16 protein-coding genes are annotated in these 16,467 nt (G+C 67.4%); 2 read left to right on the top strand and 14 right to left on the bottom strand.

Annotated elements, in window-relative coordinates; all coding sequences use genetic code 11:
• Window positions 1-45: 45 nt before the first annotated feature.
• From FG323_RS03690 to purB, 6 genes are all read right to left on the bottom strand, one after another.
• Window positions 46-2,877: a 2-oxoglutarate dehydrogenase E1 component gene (locus FG323_RS03690; RefSeq protein ID WP_141453085.1), complete on the bottom strand. Its 2,832-nt coding sequence runs from the start codon at window positions 2,875-2,877 to the stop codon at window positions 46-48.
• A gap of 222 nt (window positions 2,878-3,099) precedes the next feature.
• Entirely contained in the window at window positions 3,100-3,966 is an 867-nt protein-coding gene (locus FG323_RS03685) for a GNAT family N-acetyltransferase (RefSeq protein WP_255470023.1), read from the bottom strand.
• A gap of 38 nt (window positions 3,967-4,004) precedes the next feature.
• Window positions 4,005-5,183 (bottom strand): cupin domain-containing protein, encoded by a 1,179-nt coding sequence (locus tag FG323_RS03680; RefSeq protein WP_141453083.1) that lies wholly within the window; start codon window positions 5,181-5,183, stop codon window positions 4,005-4,007.
• Window positions 5,180-6,103 carry a subclass B3 metallo-beta-lactamase gene (gene bla / locus FG323_RS03675; RefSeq protein WP_141453082.1) on the bottom strand — a complete coding sequence of 308 codons (924 nt, stop codon included), beginning with the start codon at window positions 6,101-6,103 and terminating at the stop codon, window positions 5,180-5,182. Before bla ends, FG323_RS03680 begins: the two co-directional genes overlap by 4 nt.
• Complete coding sequence (locus FG323_RS03670; RefSeq protein WP_141453081.1) at window positions 6,100-6,498, bottom strand: VOC family protein; 399 nt, start codon at window positions 6,496-6,498, stop codon at window positions 6,100-6,102. Before FG323_RS03670 ends, bla begins: the two co-directional genes overlap by 4 nt.
• A gap of 42 nt (window positions 6,499-6,540) precedes the next feature.
• Window positions 6,541-7,908, bottom strand: a complete 1,368-nt coding sequence (gene purB / locus FG323_RS03665) for an adenylosuccinate lyase (RefSeq protein WP_141453080.1) — start codon at window positions 7,906-7,908, stop codon at window positions 6,541-6,543.
• Window positions 7,909-8,048: 140 nt separating this feature from the next.
• Here purB and FG323_RS03655 point away from each other — a divergent pair, with 140 nt between their 5' ends.
• Window positions 8,049-9,494: a class II fumarate hydratase gene (locus FG323_RS03655; protein WP_141453079.1), complete on the top strand. Its 1,446-nt coding sequence runs from the start codon at window positions 8,049-8,051 to the stop codon at window positions 9,492-9,494.
• Window positions 9,495-9,540: 46 nt separating this feature from the next.
• Here the strand turns inward: FG323_RS03655 and FG323_RS03650 are convergent, their stop codons facing one another.
• The 8 genes from FG323_RS03650 to FG323_RS03615 form a co-directional block, all read right to left on the bottom strand.
• Window positions 9,541-10,386 (bottom strand): DUF2268 domain-containing putative Zn-dependent protease, encoded by an 846-nt coding sequence (locus FG323_RS03650; protein WP_141453078.1) that lies wholly within the window; start codon window positions 10,384-10,386, stop codon window positions 9,541-9,543.
• A 38-nt stretch (window positions 10,387-10,424) separates the two neighbouring features.
• Entirely contained in the window at window positions 10,425-11,678 is a 1,254-nt protein-coding gene (locus tag FG323_RS03645; protein ID WP_181444077.1) for a serine hydrolase domain-containing protein, read from the bottom strand.
• A 98-nt stretch (window positions 11,679-11,776) separates the two neighbouring features.
• Window positions 11,777-12,316 carry a DUF2884 family protein gene (locus tag FG323_RS03640; protein ID WP_141453076.1) on the bottom strand — a complete coding sequence of 180 codons (540 nt, stop codon included), beginning with the start codon at window positions 12,314-12,316 and terminating at the stop codon, window positions 11,777-11,779.
• 11 nt (window positions 12,317-12,327) lie between these two features.
• A complete protein-coding gene (locus tag FG323_RS03635; RefSeq protein ID WP_255470008.1) occupies window positions 12,328-13,170 on the bottom strand; it encodes a hypothetical protein in 843 nt (280 codons plus the stop codon).
• Window positions 13,171-13,241: 71 nt separating this feature from the next.
• A complete protein-coding gene (locus tag FG323_RS03630) occupies window positions 13,242-14,237 on the bottom strand; it encodes an ABC transporter permease (RefSeq protein ID WP_141453075.1) in 996 nt (331 codons plus the stop codon).
• Window positions 14,234-15,109, bottom strand: coding sequence for an ABC transporter ATP-binding protein (locus FG323_RS03625; RefSeq protein ID WP_141453074.1), 876 nt, complete (start codon window positions 15,107-15,109; stop codon window positions 14,234-14,236). Before FG323_RS03625 ends, FG323_RS03630 begins: the two co-directional genes overlap by 4 nt.
• On the bottom strand, window positions 15,109-15,471 hold the full coding sequence (locus FG323_RS03620; protein WP_141453073.1) for a GntR family transcriptional regulator: 363 nt from the start codon (window positions 15,469-15,471) through the stop codon (window positions 15,109-15,111). The genes FG323_RS03625 and FG323_RS03620 overlap by 1 nt, the downstream gene beginning before the upstream one ends.
• Window positions 15,472-15,474: 3 nt before the next feature.
• A complete protein-coding gene (locus FG323_RS03615; RefSeq protein ID WP_141453072.1) occupies window positions 15,475-15,729 on the bottom strand; it encodes a hypothetical protein in 255 nt (84 codons plus the stop codon).
• Window positions 15,730-15,888: 159 nt separating this feature from the next.
• On the opposite strand from FG323_RS03615, the gene FG323_RS03610 reads away from it, so the two are divergent.
• Window positions 15,889-16,422 (top strand): glutathione peroxidase, encoded by a 534-nt coding sequence (locus tag FG323_RS03610; RefSeq protein WP_141453266.1) that lies wholly within the window; start codon window positions 15,889-15,891, stop codon window positions 16,420-16,422.
• Window positions 16,423-16,467: the final 45 nt, after the last annotated feature.

Genomic DNA, 16,467 nt, shown 5'->3' with positions numbered 1-16,467 from the left:
GTTTTTTTTGGTGGCGTGCTTTGAAGGGTGGAATGCGGGCGCCGCTTACTCGGCGACCACGTCGTTTTCGAACTTGTTGACCAGCGCGTCGGCGACCAGCTTCAGCTGTTCCTCGACGTGCTCGGCGAAATGGCCGGCGGCGGGCGAGGGCGAGCGCGGGCGGCCGGCGTAGTGCAGGCTCTGCTTCTCGCCCAGGCAGGCGTTGAGGTGGTGGCGGATCTGGTACCACGCGCCCTGGTTCTGCGGCTCTTCCTGGCACCAGACCACGTCGGTGGCCTTGCCGAAGCGCTTGAGCTCGGCGGCCAGCTGCGGACGCGGGAACGGGTACAGCTGTTCGATGCGGACCAGCGCGACGTCGTCCTGACCGCGCTTCTGCTGGTCTTCCAGCAGGTCGTAGTAGACCTTGCCCGAGCACAGCACGACGCGCTTGACCTTCTTCGGGTCGGCGGCGTTGTCCGGAATCAGGTGCTGGAACTCGCCGTTGGCCAGTTCGTCCAGGGTGGACACGGCCAGCTTGTGGCGCAGCAGCGACTTCGGCGTCATCACCACCAGCGGCTTGCGGGTGGTCATGCGCATCTGCCGGCGCAGCATGTGGTAGGCCTGCGCGGGCGTGGTCGGCACGCAGACCAGCATGTTCTCCAGCGCGCACAGCTGCAGGAAGCGCTCCAGGCGGGCCGAGCTGTGCTCGGGGCCCTGGCCTTCGTAGCCATGCGGAAGCAGCAGGGTCAGGCCACTGACCCGTCCCCACTTGGCCTCGCCGGCGGCGATGAACTGATCGATCACCACCTGCGCGCCGTTGGCGAAGTCGCCGAACTGCGCTTCCCAGATGCACAGCGTGTTGGGATCGGTGGTGGAGAAGCCGTATTCGAACGCCATCACCGCTTCTTCGCTGAGCAGCGAATCGATGATCGTGGCCTGCTCCGGAGATTCCACCAGCTGCCGCAGCGGCAGGAAATAGCTGTCGGTCTTCTGATCGTGCAGGATTGCGTGGCGATGGAAGAAGGTGCCGCGGCCCGCATCCTGGCCGACCAGGCGCAGGCCGTTGCCTTCCGCCAGCAGGGTGGCGTAGGCCAGGTTCTCGGCGAAGCCCCAGTCGCCGGGCAGTTCGCCGGAAGCCATCTTGGCGCGATCGTCGTAGATCTTGGCCACGCGCGGATGCAGGGTCACCCCGGCCGGAATGGTGTTGATGATCTTGGCCAGCGAATCCAGCGCCTTGCGCTTGACCTTGGTGTCGACCGGATCGCTGAGCTTGCCGGACACGTACTTCGACCAGTCGATCGCCAGTTCGTCGCCCTTCTGCTTGGCCAGCTCGGTGGTGTATTCGCCCGAATCCAGCTTGTCGCGGTACTGATCGACCAGCGCCTTGCCGCCTTCGGCGGGCACCACGCCGGCGCCTTCCAGCTTGGCCGCATACAGCTCGCGGGTGGTCGGGTGCTTGCGGATGGTCTGGTACATCAGCGGCTGGGTCGCCGCCGGCTCGTCGGCTTCGTTGTGGCCGTGGCGGCGATAGCAGACCAGGTCGATGACCACGTCCTTCTTGAACTGCTGGCGGAACTCGTAGGCCAGGTTGGCGCAGAACACCACCGCTTCCGGATCGTCGCCGTTCACGTGCAGCACCGGGGCGCCGATCATCTTGGCCACGTCGGTGCAGTACAGGGTGGAGCGGGCGTCATCGCGGGCGCTGGTGGTGAAGCCGATCTGGTTGTTGATGACGACATGCAGGGTGCCGCCGACCGCGAAACCGCGCGCCTGCGACATCTGGAACAGTTCCATCACCACGCCCTGGCCGGCGAACGCGGCGTCGCCGTGCATGATGATCGGCAGCACCGCCTGGCGGGAGGTGTCGTTGCGGCGCTCCTGGCGCGAACGCACGCTGCCGGCCACGACCGGATCGACGATTTCCAGGTGCGAGGGGTTGAAGGCCAGTGCCAGGTGGACCGGACCGCCGGGGGTGGCGATGTCGGCCGAGAAGCCCATGTGGTACTTCACGTCGCCGGCGTGGGCCAGGCTGTTGTCGTGCTCGAACTTGCCCTCGAACTCGTCGAACAGCTTGCGCGGGCTCTTGCCCAGCGTGTTGACCAGCACGTTGAGGCGGCCGCGGTGGGCCATGCCGACCACGATGTCCTTGACCGCGCCGGCACCGGCGCGGTGGATCAGCGTGTCCAGCAGCGGGATCAGCGAATCGCCGCCTTCCAGCGAGAAGCGCTTCTGGCCGACGTACTTGGTGTGCAGGTAGCGCTCCAGGCCCTCGGCGGCGGTCAACCGCTCCAGGGTGCGCTGCTTGGCCGCCGCGTCCAGGCCGTAGTTGCCGGCGGCCGCTTCCAGCCGCTGGTACAGCCACTGGCGCTGCTCGACCTCGGGGATATGCATGAATTCGGCGCCGATCGAGCCGGTATAGGCGGCCTTCAGGCGGGTCAGCAGGTCGCGCAGCTTCATGCGCGGCTGGCCGGCCACGTTGCCGGTGCTGAATTCGCTGTCCAGATCCTTGTCGGACAGGTCATGGAAGGCCAAGCCGAGATCCGGCGGATTCATCGGCGGGCTCAGGCCCAGGGGGTCCAGGTTGGCGCCCAGATGGCCGCGCGAACGGTAGGCGGTGATCAGGCGGCCGACATTGCGCTCGCGCTCGTCGCCGCCGGCCGGGGCCGCCACATGGCCATTGTTCGCTGCCTGGCGCGAGGCCGCGGCAATCTGCTCGATGACCACCGAGTGGGGCACGTCACCGGCCTCGCGGCCCTTGAAACCGTCGAAGTAGGCCTTCCATTTGGGACCCACGCTGTCCGGGTCGACCAGGTATTGCTCGTACAGGTCTTCGACGTAGGAGGCATTGCCTCCGTTGAGTTGCGAGGATTGCGCAAACTGCTTCAGGAGATTGTCCACGATGGCGATGAGGTGCTTGCTGTCGGAATGGTCTTGGAGGGACGGGGTCGGCGGATTCGATGTGGGCCCGCGCGGGCGGAAGACAACCCCAAAATTATACCCGCAAGGCGGGAACGGGGCATAAAGGTATTGGACTAAAGGCGCAGTCTGGGCCACGCGGATGACAAACCGGACACAATCGACGCGATTCCCGCGGATTTCCGCAACCTCGCGTGGAGAAGGTTACAGTCCCAGCGCGCGATACTCGGTGCACGGGCGGGCGCGTTCCCACACGTGGGCGAATTCCTCGCGCAGCTGGCGCGCGCGGCCGGCCGCGTCCAGGTCCGCTTCGCCGTCGAAACGATGCCCCAGCGGGCGGAAGTAGTAGCCATCGGCGTCGTTGACGAGATAGGCCGAGGGATAGTTGCGGTCCACCGGGTCGTGCACTTCGCGGAACAGGAACACGCTGGGCAGGCGCTGGGCCAATGGCAGCAGCGGTGCCTGCCGGCGCTGGGGAGCGCCGGCTTCCTGCAGCAGCACCTGGATTTCCACCGCGCCGGGGCGGGTCGCCAGCCGGCGCAGGGCGTCCAGCACCTCCGGGGCATCGAACAGGCCCGGTTCCAGGTCCCGGCTGTAGATCCGCAGCCGGCGGTGGCTGTCGCCGGCCAGGGCGAGGAAGGTGGCCCGGGCCCCGGCCACGTCCTCGATGGCGGTGGCCCCGTCCAGGCGCCGGCGCATGGCCTGGTGCTCGATCCCGGCCTCGTGGAAGCGCGGGCCGTAGGGCACGAACCCATGCCGGGCATAGAAGGTTTCGGCGCTGACCTGGGCGTTGAGGGTCAGTTCCGGCAGGCGGCGCTGGCGCGCCTCGGCCAGCAGCGCGGCCAGCAGGGCATCGCCGACACCGCGCCCACGCCATTCCCGCAGGACCGCCATCCGGCCAATCCGGTGTTCCGGGGTCAGTCGCCCGGTGCCGATGGGCCTGCCGGCGTCATCACGCGCCAGTACGTGCCGGCAGAGCGGATCCATGGCGTCGCGTTCCTCTTCGAGCGGGACCTGCTGTTCCTGCACGAACACGGTTTCGCGCACCCGCAGCAGATCGTCCCGCTGCAGGGCGTACTCGACCGGCTCGACCCGGAAGCCGGCGGTGTTCAATCCTCTTCTCCCGCCAGCACCAGTTGGTAATGGCCCTGGGCGAGCAGCGCCATCACCGCGTCGCGGCCGGTGGCCGACAGGCCGGCGTAGCCGTGGCCGTCAAGCGTCTCCGCCGCGGCCAGGGTGCGCGCGTCCGCCACCGGCATTGCGTAATCGTGGCCCGAGCAGAACAGGGTCGCGCCCTTGCGCGCGCGCCGCCAGGCCAGCCGGGAGAACGGATGGCGGTACAGCCGCGCGCCGTGTTCGAGATCCCATTCGATTTCGATGCGCGAGCGCTGTTCCGGCGCGGGCGCGACATCGCCGGCGGCGCGATAGGTGGTGATGAAACGGCCGAACCAGTCGCCCAGGCGATCCGGATCGTTCATGCGCAGCACATTCAGCGCCTCGACCACCCGGGTCATCGCCGCGGCGTCGATTTCGTTGGGATCGCGCGGCGGCGCCAGATCCTCGTCGTGGTAGCGCAGGCTGTCGTCGGCATCGGCCACCAGGGTGTCGAGGTAGTCGCTGATCAGTTCGGCGGAGGAGGGCGCGCGCATGCCCACGGAGATGGTCAGGCACGGATTCACCGCCACGCCGTGGTGGGGCACGGCCGGCGGCAGGTACAGCATGTCGCCCGGATCCAGCACCCAGTCGTGGGTGGGCGTGAACTCGCGCAGCAGCTTGAGCTCGACGTCGTCGCGGAAGCCGAGCGGCGGATTCTCGCCGCCGTCGATCTGCCAGCGGCGCTGGCCCTGCGCCTGCAGCAGGAACACGTCGTACTGATCCACGTGCGCGCCGACCGAGCCGCCGGTGGCGGCGAAGCTGATCATGATGTCGTCCAGCCGCCAACGCGGCAGGAAATCGAAATGCGCCAGCAACGCGCGCACGTCCGGATCCCACTTGTCCACGTCCTGCACCAGCAGGGTCCAGTCGTGGTGTGGCATGCCGGGGAACTCCTCTTCCTGGAACGGGCCGGTGCGCAGGGTCCAGGCGTCGCGTTCGCGATCGTGCATGACGATGCGCGAGAGCGCGCCTTCCTCGCAGGCCAGGCCGGCCAGGTCGTCCGGCTGGATGGGCGACTGGAAATGCGCGAACGCGTTGCGGATAAGCAAGGGCTTCTTCTGCCAGTACTCGCGCAGGAAACGCGCGGCGGGCATGCCGAGGAAATGCTTGGCGGTGGCGTGGACTTCGATCATGGGCGTGGGGAGTTCGCGGGAACGGGAGCGGCTTCGTCGGCCAGGCGCTTGTCCAGGCGTTCGCGCGCGGACTGCGCGTAGTCGCGGCAGGCGTTGGTATTCGCGAGCGGTTCGCTGGCGCCGGGGCCGACGCGGGACCACAGGCGGCTGGCGGACGGATGCGGCGTCACCAGGATGTCGCAGTCCAGCGCGGCGACCCGATCCAGGGCTTGCCGGAAGGCGGCGACGTAACCGGGATGGGCCTGCTCGTCGCCGAAACGGTACTGGTCGCTGGAGAACGCGGAGAGACTGTCGGCATAGACGAACTGGCGGCACTCGCCGCCATCGCAGGAACGCCAGGTCCAGGACGCCGCGCCCGGGGTATGGCCCGGCGTGGGAATGGACTTCAGCGACAGCGGACCGACGGTGACGGTTTCCTCGTCGCCGATGGTGCGCACGTTGGCGACCGGCGCGAAGGATTCGAGTTGCCCGAACTGGGGATCGCTGCGGTCATTGGCGCCACGGCGCAGCGTGGCGGCGGCCGGTTCGCGCGCCAGGACCGGCGCGCCGGTGGCCCGCTGCAGATCGGCCAGGCCGCCGACGTGATCGAAATGCTCGTGCGAGATCACGATGGCGCGCACGTCTTCCGGGCGGAATCCGAGCGCGCGGATGTTGGCCAGCACCTGGCGCCCGCCCGCGGCGGTGCCGCTGTCGATCAGGACATGTCCCTGCGGCGAGGTGATCAGCAGCGCGCTGATGCCGCAGGTGCCGACGAACCAGGTATTGCCGTGCAGGCGCAGCGGCGTGGCCGGATCGTCCCAGCGCGGTTCGGCCGGGCAGGTGGCGGTGGAATCGTTCGCCCAGGCGCGGCCAGGAGACAGCGCGGACAACAGCAGGAACGCGGCGGCCGGGAGGAACACCCTGGTCGGAAGAAGCTTCATGTGGCGATCTCGTCGTAACCGCGGCCAACGAACTGCAGCAGGCACCAGCCGTGGCCGAAGGGGTCGGCCAGGCGCACGATGCGGCCCCAGCGGGCTTCGCGGATGGGGGTTTCAGGGTGGAGGCCGGCCTCGACGGCGGCGGCCAGCGCCGTGTCCAGATCCTCGACCACCACGTCCAGGTGCACCGGCGTCCAATGGCGATCGTAGTGGCGGAGTGAACCGGGCGCGCCCTCGCTGCCGGCGGTGGCGCGCAGCAGATAGATGGGCGCCTGCGCGCCCAGCAGTTCCACCACGTCGTCGCCGAAGCGGCGTCCGGTGGTCAGGCCGAATGCTTGCCGGTACAGCGCTTCGGCGGCTTGCAGATCCGGCACGTCGAGGTTGATCAGCAGTTGCATGGGAGCGGTCCTGCGGCGTCGGCGTGCGGAATCCGGGCGGTGTCAGATCTTCCGGGCCAGCGTTTCGGCCAGGCCGGTGTAACCGCCCGGCGTCATCTCGCGCAGGCGCTGCTTGGCGTCGGCGGGCAGTTCCAGCGATTCGATGAAGGCACGCATCGAATCGGCGGTGATGCCCTGGCCGCGGGTGAGCGCCTTGAGTTGTTCGTAGGGATTGGGCAGGCCGTGCCGGCGCATCACCGTCTGCACGGCTTCGGCCAGCACTTCCCAGGCCGCGTCGAGATCGGCGTCCAGGCGCTGCGGGTTCACTTCCAGTTTGCCCAGGCCCTTGGCCAGCGAATCCAGCGCCACCTGGCTGTGGCCGAAGGCGGTGCCCAGCGCGCGCAGCACGGTGGAGTCGGTGAGGTCGCGCTGCCAGCGGCTGATCGGCAGCTTGGCGCTGAAATGCTCGAACAGTGCGTTGGCCAGGCCGAAATTGCCTTCGGCGTTCTCGAAGTCGATCGGATTGACCTTGTGCGGCATGGTCGAGGAGCCGACTTCGCCTTCCTTGAGCTTCTGCTTGAAGTAGCCCAGCGAGATGTAGCCCCAGATGTCGCGGGCCAGGTCGATCAGGATGATGTTGGCGCGGCGCGCGGCGTCGCCGATTTCGGCCACGTTGTCGTGCGGCTCGATCTGGGTGGTGTAGGGATTGAAGACCAGGCCCAGGCTTTCGACGAAGCGCTGCGCGAACGCAGGCCAGTCCACGTCCGGATAGCTGGCGACATGGGCGTTGTAGTTGCCGACCGCGCCGTTGATCTTGCCGGTCAGCTCGACCGTCGCGATCTGCCGGCGCTGGCGTTCCAGGCGTGCGACCACGTTGGCGATTTCCTTGCCCAGGGTGGTCGGCGAGGCGGTCTGGCCGTGGGTGCGCGAGAGCATCGGCTGGCCGGCCTGGGCGTGGGCCAGCGCGCGCAGCGAGGCGGCGACGGCGTCCAGCGACGGCAGCAGCACCTCGCGGCGGGCCTGTTCCAGCATCAGGCCGTAGCTGAGGTTGTTGATGTCCTCGCTGGTGCAGGCGAAATGGACGAATTCCAGCGCCGGGGCGAGCTCGGCATCGTCCTTCAGGCGTTCCTTGATGAAGTACTCCACCGCCTTGACGTCGTGGTTGGTGGTGCGCTCGATCTCCTTGACCCGGGCCGCGTCGGTGACCGAGAAGCCTTCGGCCAGCGCGCGCAGGCGGGCGGCGGCCGCGTCGGAGAATGCCGGCAGTTCGACGATGCCGGGCTCGGCGGCCAGCGCCAGCAGCCATTCGACCTCCACCTTGATCCGCGCCCGGATCAGCCCGTACTCGGAAAAGATGGGACGCAGGGCGTCGACCTTGCCGGCGTAGCGGCCATCGAGCGGGGACAGGGCGAGCAGGGCGGATTCCGACATGGGGGGCGTGGGGCTGAAAAGGAGCGTTCTAGTTTACCGCGAGACGGCCTCCGGCCGGCCTGGCGTATGCTGGCGGCCCTCGCAAGCAGCCGGTTCCACCACCCGGCGCCAGCCGTAGATCATCCCCACAGGAGGCGCTGATGAGCAGGAAAACCAAGGCGGGTGCGGCCCGCGACGAACGGACCCGGGTGGAACGGGACAGCATGGGCGAGCTGCGGGTCCCCGCCGACGCCCTCTGGGGCGCGCAGACCCAGCGCGCGGTGCAGAACTTCCCCATTTCCGGCCGGCCGATGCCGCGCGGCTTCATCCGCGCGCTGGGCCTGATCAAGGCCGCCGCCGCCGAGGTGAACGCCGGCCTGGGCCTGTTGCCGCAGGTCACCGCGCGGGCCATCCGCGCCGCCGCGCTGGAAGTGGCCGTCGGCGAACACGATGCGCATTTCCCGATCGATATCTACCAGACCGGCTCGGGTACCTCGTCGAACATGAATGCCAACGAGGTGATTGCCGCGCTCGCCAACCGTTCCGGCAAGGCCGGACGCAAGGGCGTGCATCCGAATGATCACGTCAACCTGGGCCAGAGTTCCAACGACGTCATCCCCACGGCCATCCGCGTCTCCGCGCAACTGGCCGTGCTGGAAGACCTGCTGCCGGCGGTGAAGCACCTGCGCCGGACCATCGATCGGCGCGGCAAGGCGCTCGGCAGGATCGTCAAGACCGGCCGCACCCATCTGATGGACGCGATGCCACTGACCTTCGCCCAGGAATTCTCGGCCTGGTCGGCGCAGTTGGCCTCGGCCGAGGAGCGTATCGCCGACAGCCTCAGGCGGCTGCGCCGGCTGCCACTGGGCGGCACCGCGATCGGCACCGGCATCAACGCCGACCCGCGTTTCGGTGCGCGGGTGGCGAAGGCACTGTCGAAGCAAACCGGCACGCGGTTCGAGAGCGCCGGCAACAAGTTCGAAGGCCTGGCGGCGCAGGACGACGCGGTCGAACTGTCCGGCCAGCTGAGCGCACTGGCCGTGGCGCTGACCAAGATCGCCAACGACCTGCGCTGGATGAATGCCGGTCCGCTCGCGGGACTGGGCGAAATCGAATTGCCGGCCCTGCAGCCGGGCAGCTCGATCATGCCGGGCAAGGTCAATCCGGTGATTCCGGAAGCGACCGTGATGGTGTGCGCGCAGGTGATGGGCCACCACACCGCGATCACGGTGGCCGGGCAGACCGGCAACTTCCAGCTCAACGTGACCCTGCCGCTGATCGCCGCCAACCTGCTGGATTCGATCCAGTTGCTGGCGAACGTGTCGCGCCTGCTGGCCGACACCGCCATCGACGGACTCAAGGTGCGCGAGGACAACGTCAGGCGGGCGCTGGACCGCAATCCGATCCTGGTGACCGCGCTGAACCCGGTGATCGGCTATGAGAAGGGCGCGGCCATCGCCAAGCAGGCTTACAAGGAGAATCGCGCGGTGCTCGACGTGGCGCGCGAGGTCACCGGCCTGCCGGAGAAAGTGCTGAAGCCGCTGCTGGATCCGGCCGTGCTCGCCAAAGGCGGCATTCATGGCAAGCCCGGCGGCGGAGGCGGTTGAACCCCCCTCCCGCAGCGGCGTCAACTGGCTGGATGATTCGGCTTGATCATTCGGCCGCGGGCATGAACTCGGCGGCCTTCATCGCGGTGATGGCCGCCCAGTCGTGCGGTTTGCCGTCCAGGCGCGCGGCGACGAGGCGGTAGCCCACCGTGTAGCCCGCCCACATCGGGATGCCGGCCTGCGGATTGCCGAACATGGCGCCCATCAATACCTGCGGCGAGGTCTCTCCCAGGTTGGGGCGGAACGCGGCCAGGGTCGCGGTGTACTGGGTATCGTCCAGGGCGTGGATCCACGGGGCCGGGTGCGCGCCGAACACCTGGTTGGCGTAGTAGTCGGCGCGGCCTTCGAATACCAGATAGTCGGCGAGGGTGAACGCGGCATCCGGATGGAACTGTTCCTGCGCCCAGTAGCTGTGATGGAGCTCGTGCGCGAGCACGTACGGCAGCAGCTTCGCCCAGTCGGCCTGCGGATGCAGCTTGACCACGATCCTGCCGCTGCCGGCGGTCAGCGCGATCACGCCCTGCATGCGATCGCGACTGAACGCGTCATCGGGCGCGGTGAAATCCACGCACAGGGTCAGCCGCCCTTGCGGCAGATCGGCGACCACGCGGTCATAGGTGGATTGGGCGATTTTCTCGAAACGGGCGCGATCGAAGTCCTTTTCGGCGGCCTCGCGCTGTTCGCGGGTGAGGCGCGGGTCCGGCGCGTAGCCACGAGCCAGATCCGCGAACTGGCCACCGGCCGCGCAGCGGGCGAACCATGCCTCGCCGGCGGCCCGGGCATCGGTGGCGGCCAGTACCTGCGGGTTGGTGTAGTGGAAATCGATGGGCTCGCCCGCGATCGCGAAACCGGGCACGAGCAGGGAAAGCAGCAGCGAAAGTCGGCGTTTCATGGGATGTCCTGGAGGGCGGCGCGGGATGCGTCCGGGGATCAGGACGCGCGGGAAGTGCGGGTGTGACCAGGCGCGGACGGAAGATCAGCCGGCGCGACCTTGGCGGGCAGCGGCCAGCCGGTGCAGGGAGGGTGCGGTTGCGCATTGGCATCCGGCGCACGCAGTTCCGGATGGTCGTAGGGCAGGTAGCCTTGCCAGTACCAGGGAAAGCAGACCGGTCCCAGCTTGTACTCGATGAGATAGGGGAAAATGCTGTCGGCATTGGAGCTGTTGCTCATCAGCAACAGGCAGTCACGCCCGTCGCGCACGCACACCGCGATGTTGCGGGTGCCGTCGTCGTGGCCGCCCTTGAAGAAGGCACGGCCCTCCGGCGTCCGGTACACGCTCCAGCCAAGCCCGTAGGCCAGTTCGATCGCCGCGTTGTCGGTGGTGGTCTCGGTGGACAGGGTGGGGAACTGCTGGATCGAGTCGATGCGCACCTGTGCGCCGAACAATTCGCCGCGCGTCCCGGCGTCCAGCCCCGCGTTGCGCGACAGGCCGGCCAGGAACGCCGCGAAATCGCGCAAGGTGGTATCCATCGAACCGGCGGCCCGCACCGCGCCGCGCTGCTTGTGGCCGAGGGATTCTCCGGCCTCGTCGTAGCCCTGCGCCAATTCGGCGGCGAACGCGCCGCGCCAGGTCATGCCGCTTGCGTGCATGCCGAAGCGATCGAATACCCGTTCCTGCATCAGCGTGCCGACATCGACGCCCAGGCCATGTTCGATCACGAACTGCAGCAGGTTGATGCCCTCCCCGGAGTAGGCAAAGCGGCTGCCAGGGTCGAACGCGAAGGCCAGCTTCGCGTGTTCGTCGTAGCCCTGCGGGGTGAAGAAGCGGAAATTGGGGAAGCCGGCCGTATGCGCCAGCAGCATCCGCGCGGTCAGCAGGCGCCAGCGTTCGTCGCCGGCCAGATCCGCGTACTTCTCGTATTCGGGCAGCGGACGGGGCAGGTATTCGGCGATCGGGCGATCCAAGTCCAGCCTGCCGTCCTGCACCAGGCCCATCACCGCATAGGCGAACGCTCCCTTGGTGAGCGAGGCCGCGTACATCGTGGTATCGGGCGTCAGCGGCAGGTTCCGTTCGACGTCGCGCAGACCGTAGGCCTTCAGCTCGGTCACCTTGCCGTCATGGACCACGGCAAGCGCGAGACCGGTCACGCGCGCCTCCCGCATCAGGGTTTCCACCGGGTCGGGGGCGGTTTCCGCGGCCACGCCCGCAACGGGGGCAGCGACGGCACACAGGCACAACAACATCGACCACATCCCTTTCATGGTTCGGCCTCGCGTCTTGTCGTGGAACCGCCGCGGCAAACCCCTTGCCGCGGCGGGAAAATGACTGGTCCTGGGGGGGATCAGTCCTTGCCGCAGTCGTCGATGTCTTGCTGATCCAGGTTGGCGTAGGGACGGAATGCCGGCACCTGCGCCGCCAGTGCATCCTGGGCGGTGCGCAGTCCGGTCAGGCGGGTGCAGATCTTGTTCGCCTCGGCCTCAATTTTCTTGGCCTCGGCATCCATCCGCGCGTCGATGTCGTCGGTGTTGCCGCTGATCACACCGCTGATCGCCGCGCTGACCGCCTTGCCGGCCATCTTGGCGCCCTGCTTGCCGACCGCGATGCCGGCCTGGGTGATGCCTTCCAGTTCGCCGTAGTAGGCCGAGACCAGCTTGCGCTGGTCCGGGGTCAGCGCCACCGCCTTGCCGTCGATGACCAGGTCGCCGTTGGCGCCGATTTTGGCCTTGGGATAGCCATCGGCGTTGATGGTGAGTTCGCCGTCGCCGAAGCGCGCGATCTTGCCGTTGCCATTGTCGATGCTGGTCTGGGGCTTGCAGGCGGCCAGCGAGAGGGCCAGGACCAGGCCGACGCCCAGGCTGGTGGAAAGGGACGGGGTACGCATGGCGGGATTCCTCAATCGCGACGGGGAATGGAAACAGTGCCGGCGACGCCGGAATGATCGACCGAGCCGCTGCCGACGGAGCGCACGGTCAGGCCGCCGCGTACTTCGCGTACGCCGACGTTGCCGGAACCGACGCTGCCAACCACAACGTCACCGCCGATGCGGGACAGCTCGGCGTCGCCGGAACCGATGGATTCGATCTCGACGCTGCCCTGGCCATCCTCGAGGTCGAAATCGCCCGAACCGATGGTGCCGATGCTGACCGGCCCGCGGACATGGCGCGCCTGTGCATCGCCGGAGCCGATGCTGATGCCCTTCAACGAACCGGCGCCATCGACTTCGACATCGCCGGATCCGACATCAAAGGCGACCAGCCCGCGGGTTTCGCGGATCACCGCGTCGCCGGAGCCGACGTCGGCGCTGACGATGGCGGCCCCGCGTATCTCCGCGTCGCCCGACCCGACCTTGAGCTGGACCGGCATGTTGTCGGGCACGCTGCCGTCGAGTTCCAGGTAGGCGTAGTTCTTGCTGAAAAAGATGCCCTGGCGCCGGCCTTCGCGCCGCAGGAGCACCACCAGCTTGTCGCCCTCGCGGCGCTGGGTGACGGACAACTGCGGCAGCAGTTTGGCGTCGGAAGCGCAGGCACGACCCCGCAGCCCATGATGGTTGCCGGAGCGTGCCACCAGTTTCAGGTCATGCGAGGCCACGTCGAACACCACGGCCTTGGCGTTGCCTATGTCCAGGTCCAGTTGGCGAGGTTCGGTGTGCTTGCAATTGTCTTCGGCGGCCGTTGCCGGAGCCGCGATGGCGAGGGCGAGGGCCAGGACGGGCAGCGACATGAAAACGCGATGCATGGGAATCCTCCGTGCGTAATGCGGGTGGTCGGCGGGGTGGGCGGCGGCGGGGTGCCGCCGCCCGGGCCGGATCATTCGCTGTCGCGCCAGCGGCGCAGATAGATGGCGGCGGCAATCAGGCCGGCACCGATGACCGCGCCAATCCACAGGTCGGCGGTGCCGAAAACCTGCCAGTTGTTGCCCAGGTTCATCATCCGCACCAGGTCGTCGGGCGCGTTGATGTGCTGGCCGGCCAATTGGTCATCGCTCAGGTTCAGCGGCGACCAGGTTCCCGGCACCACGCTCAGCAGGCCGCGATAGACCACGGTGTACCACAGCGGACCGTAGGGGATCTCGATGCCCAGGATGCCCAGCATGCTGATGATCACGCAGGCCAGCACCGGAATCAGCACCGCCCACAGGAACGGCTTGCTGCGCGCCCAGGCCGAGCAGAACATCAGCCAGCCCACCGCGGGCAGCGCCCAGAACAGGTAGATCGGCAGGGTCGACAGCACGTTGGCGATGATGCTCAGCGGATGCGAGTGGGTGAACATCGCCCAGCCGCCCGGCACGCCCATGATGCCCATCGCGCTGGCGGCGATGATCCACAGTGCCACGCCGACCAGCACGCCGATGCCGATGGCCAGCAGCGGTCCCAGGAACAGGGCCCACGTCGCCTTCGACAGCACCATCTGGGTATCGGTGACGGGCAGCGACTTCCAGAACAGGATGCTGCGGTCACGGCGATCGTCGTGCAGGGTGCCCAGGGCGTAGAAGAACACCACGAACGCCAGCACGATCTGGGTCAGGCCCATGCCGCCCATCAGGATGCCGTCGCCGACCTGGCCGATCTGGCGGACGTGCTCCAGCATGTCGCCGTCCACGTTCATGTTGAAGTCCATGTCGTTCTTCACCTGGAAGAACTTGATGACCCCGATCAGGGCGGCGATGAAGGACAGCACGGTGATGATGGCGCCGGTGATCACCGGTGCCCACAGGAAACCGCCGCGGTTTTCCCAGAACTCCCGTTTCAACAGCCACTTGAAGGCGGAGCCCTTGGTGGCATGCACAGTGGTGGCGGTGTTCATGCGTAGGTTCCTTTCATGATGGCGACGAACAGATCGGCCAGGCCGGGATTGCGGGTTTCGCCCAGTTCGGCGAGCCGGCCGCGGTCGATGCCGTCATACAGCAGGACGCTCTTGCCGAATGGCAGTCCGCGTTCGTCGATGGGGTTCAGGGCGCGCGCCTGTTCGACCTTGTCGGAGGAGACCAGCAGCTCGGTGTATCGCTCGGCCACCTCGTCCATCTGCGCGGTCAGCACGATCCGGCCATCGCGGATGAACATCACGTCGGTGAGGATGTGTTCGATTTCCTCGACCTGGTGGGTGGTGACGATGATGGTTTTCTGCTCGTCGAAGTAGTCTTCCAGCAGGCGCTGGTAGAACTGCTTGCGATAGAGGATGTCCAGGCCCAGGGTCGGCTCGTCCAGCACCAGCAGGCGGGCGTCGATCGCCATCACCAGGGCCAGGTGCAACTGCACGATCATGCCCTTGGACATCTCGCGGACCCGCAGGTCCGGGCGCAGTTGGGTGTTGGCCAGGAAACGCTCGCACTTGGCGCGGTCGAAGCGGGGATGCACGCCGGCCACGAAGTCGATGGCTTCCCGGACCCGCATCCAGCGCGGCAGCACCGCCACGTCGGCGATGAAGCACACGTCGTTCATCAACTGGCCACGCTGCTTGCGCGGATCCAGGCCCAGTACCTTCAGGTCCCCCTCGAACGGGGTCAGCCCGAGGATGGCCTTCAGCGCGGTGGTCTTGCCGGCGCCGTTGGGGCCAATCAGGCCGATGATCTTGCCGGCCTCGATCTGGAAGCTGGTGTTGTCCAGCGCCAGCTTGCTCCGGTAGGCCTTGCGCAGGCCCTGGGCGGTCACCACGGTATTGGAAATCACGGCGCTCATCACTTGTTCCCCTTGGCTTGCAGCAGTTCCTCGATCGACAGCCCCAGGCGTTCGATGCGCTGGGCCACGGCCGGCCATTCGTCGTGCAGGAAGCGCTCGCGTTCGCTCTTGAGCAACTTCCTGGAAGCCTCGTCGGTGACGAACATGCCCAGCCCGCGGCGCTTCTCGACCAGCGCCTCGTCGGCCAGTTCCTGGTAGGCGCGCGAGACGGTGATCGGATTGAGCTGGTACTCGGCCGCCACCTGGCGGACGGAGGGGAGGGCGTCACCCGGTTTCAGAACTCCGTCTAGCATCATGGCGATCACCCGGTCCTTCAGTTGGCGGTAGATGGGAGCACCGTCGCTCCACTGGATGTTGACCATGGCTCAACCCCGTGGGCGCAGCGACTGCGCGAATGAGAAATAGGGCATCGACAGCGTGGCGCGGGCGCGGCGGCGCGGGTGGACCTGCGCTTCCTCGGCGGCGGCCGCGGCTTCGATGGTGGAATCGACGCCGGCCAGAGGACTGCCTTCCATGGCATTCCGCTGGCGGGTCTCGGTGGTGCCCATCAGCAGACCCAGGGTCAGGAGGGCGCCACTGGCCGCCAGGCCGGACAGCGTATTGAGCAGTTTCGGTTTCATTGCGTCTCCCCCTTCATTGGGTGAGTGGTGTTGTATGTAACTATAACACCAGAACACAGGCCGTCAACTGCCCGGGTGCCGTTTCGTAACCCAACTGAAGGCATACTTGTCGGCCCCGACCGGCAGGAACCCGAAATGAAGCGCAAGTGGCTGAAAAACATGGCTTTCGTTGCCGCACTGGTGGCGGCGGGGAGCGTCTGGGCCGCCGGATTGCTGGATGTCAGCTACCGGCCGCTGGCCGGCAAGGCGCCGGTCAAGCTGAACGAGAAGTACGCCGGCCAGGTCCTGCTGATCGTCAATACGGCCAGCAAATGCGGCTTCACTCCGCAATACGAGGGACTGGAAGCGCTGCACCGGAAGTACGCCGGGCGCGGATTCGCGGTACTCGGATTTCCGTCCAACGATTTCAAGGGCCAGGAACCGGGCAGCGAACAGCAGATCCAAGAGTTCTGCACATTGACCTACGGGGTCAAGTTCCCGATGTTCGAGAAGGTCCACGTGATCGGCCCGGAAACCACGCCACTGTATCGCTCGCTCACCCAGGCCACCGGCGTCGCGCCGGGCTGGAATTTCCACAAGTACCTGGTCGCGCGCGATGGCCGGGTGGTGGCGAATTTCCCCAGCAGGATCAAGCCGGACGACCCGGCGCTGGTGGCCGCCATCGAGCGCGAACTGAAGGCGGCGCAGCGTTGAACCCTGCACGCGGCCGCAGCTTGCGTGCGACAATGCGGGATTGGT

Source organism: Pseudoxanthomonas sp. z9, assembly GCF_006542425.1.
GTDB lineage: Bacteria > Pseudomonadota > Gammaproteobacteria > Xanthomonadales > Xanthomonadaceae > Pseudoxanthomonas_A.
This window is presented reverse-complemented; position numbering and strand designations above follow the sequence as displayed.

Excerpts from the sequence above, each read along its gene's own strand:
- FG323_RS03680 (WP_141453083.1), bottom strand. The coding sequence starts at position 5,183 with ATGATCGAAGTCCACGCCACCGCCAAGCATTTCCTCGGCATGCCCGCC.
- bla (WP_141453082.1), bottom strand. The coding sequence starts at position 6,103 with ATGAAGCTTCTTCCGACCAGGGTGTTCCTCCCGGCCGCCGCGTTCCTG.
- FG323_RS03670 (WP_141453081.1), bottom strand. The coding sequence starts at position 6,498 with ATGCAACTGCTGATCAACCTCGACGTGCCGGATCTGCAAGCCGCCGAA.
- purB (WP_141453080.1), bottom strand. The coding sequence starts at position 7,908 with ATGTCGGAATCCGCCCTGCTCGCCCTGTCCCCGCTCGATGGCCGCTAC.
- FG323_RS03655 (WP_141453079.1), top strand. The coding sequence starts at position 8,049 with ATGAGCAGGAAAACCAAGGCGGGTGCGGCCCGCGACGAACGGACCCGG.
- FG323_RS03650 (WP_141453078.1), bottom strand. The coding sequence starts at position 10,386 with ATGAAACGCCGACTTTCGCTGCTGCTTTCCCTGCTCGTGCCCGGTTTC.
- FG323_RS03645 (WP_181444077.1), bottom strand. The coding sequence starts at position 11,678 with ATGTTGTTGTGCCTGTGTGCCGTCGCTGCCCCCGTTGCGGGCGTGGCC.
- FG323_RS03640 (WP_141453076.1), bottom strand. The coding sequence starts at position 12,316 with ATGCGTACCCCGTCCCTTTCCACCAGCCTGGGCGTCGGCCTGGTCCTG.
- FG323_RS03635 (WP_255470008.1), bottom strand. The coding sequence starts at position 13,170 with ATGCATCGCGTTTTCATGTCGCTGCCCGTCCTGGCCCTCGCCCTCGCC.
- FG323_RS03630 (WP_141453075.1), bottom strand. The coding sequence starts at position 14,237 with ATGAACACCGCCACCACTGTGCATGCCACCAAGGGCTCCGCCTTCAAG.
- FG323_RS03625 (WP_141453074.1), bottom strand. The coding sequence starts at position 15,109 with ATGAGCGCCGTGATTTCCAATACCGTGGTGACCGCCCAGGGCCTGCGC.
- FG323_RS03620 (WP_141453073.1), bottom strand. The coding sequence starts at position 15,471 with ATGGTCAACATCCAGTGGAGCGACGGTGCTCCCATCTACCGCCAACTG.
- FG323_RS03615 (WP_141453072.1), bottom strand. The coding sequence starts at position 15,729 with ATGAAACCGAAACTGCTCAATACGCTGTCCGGCCTGGCGGCCAGTGGC.
- FG323_RS03610 (WP_141453266.1), top strand. The coding sequence starts at position 15,889 with ATGGCTTTCGTTGCCGCACTGGTGGCGGCGGGGAGCGTCTGGGCCGCC.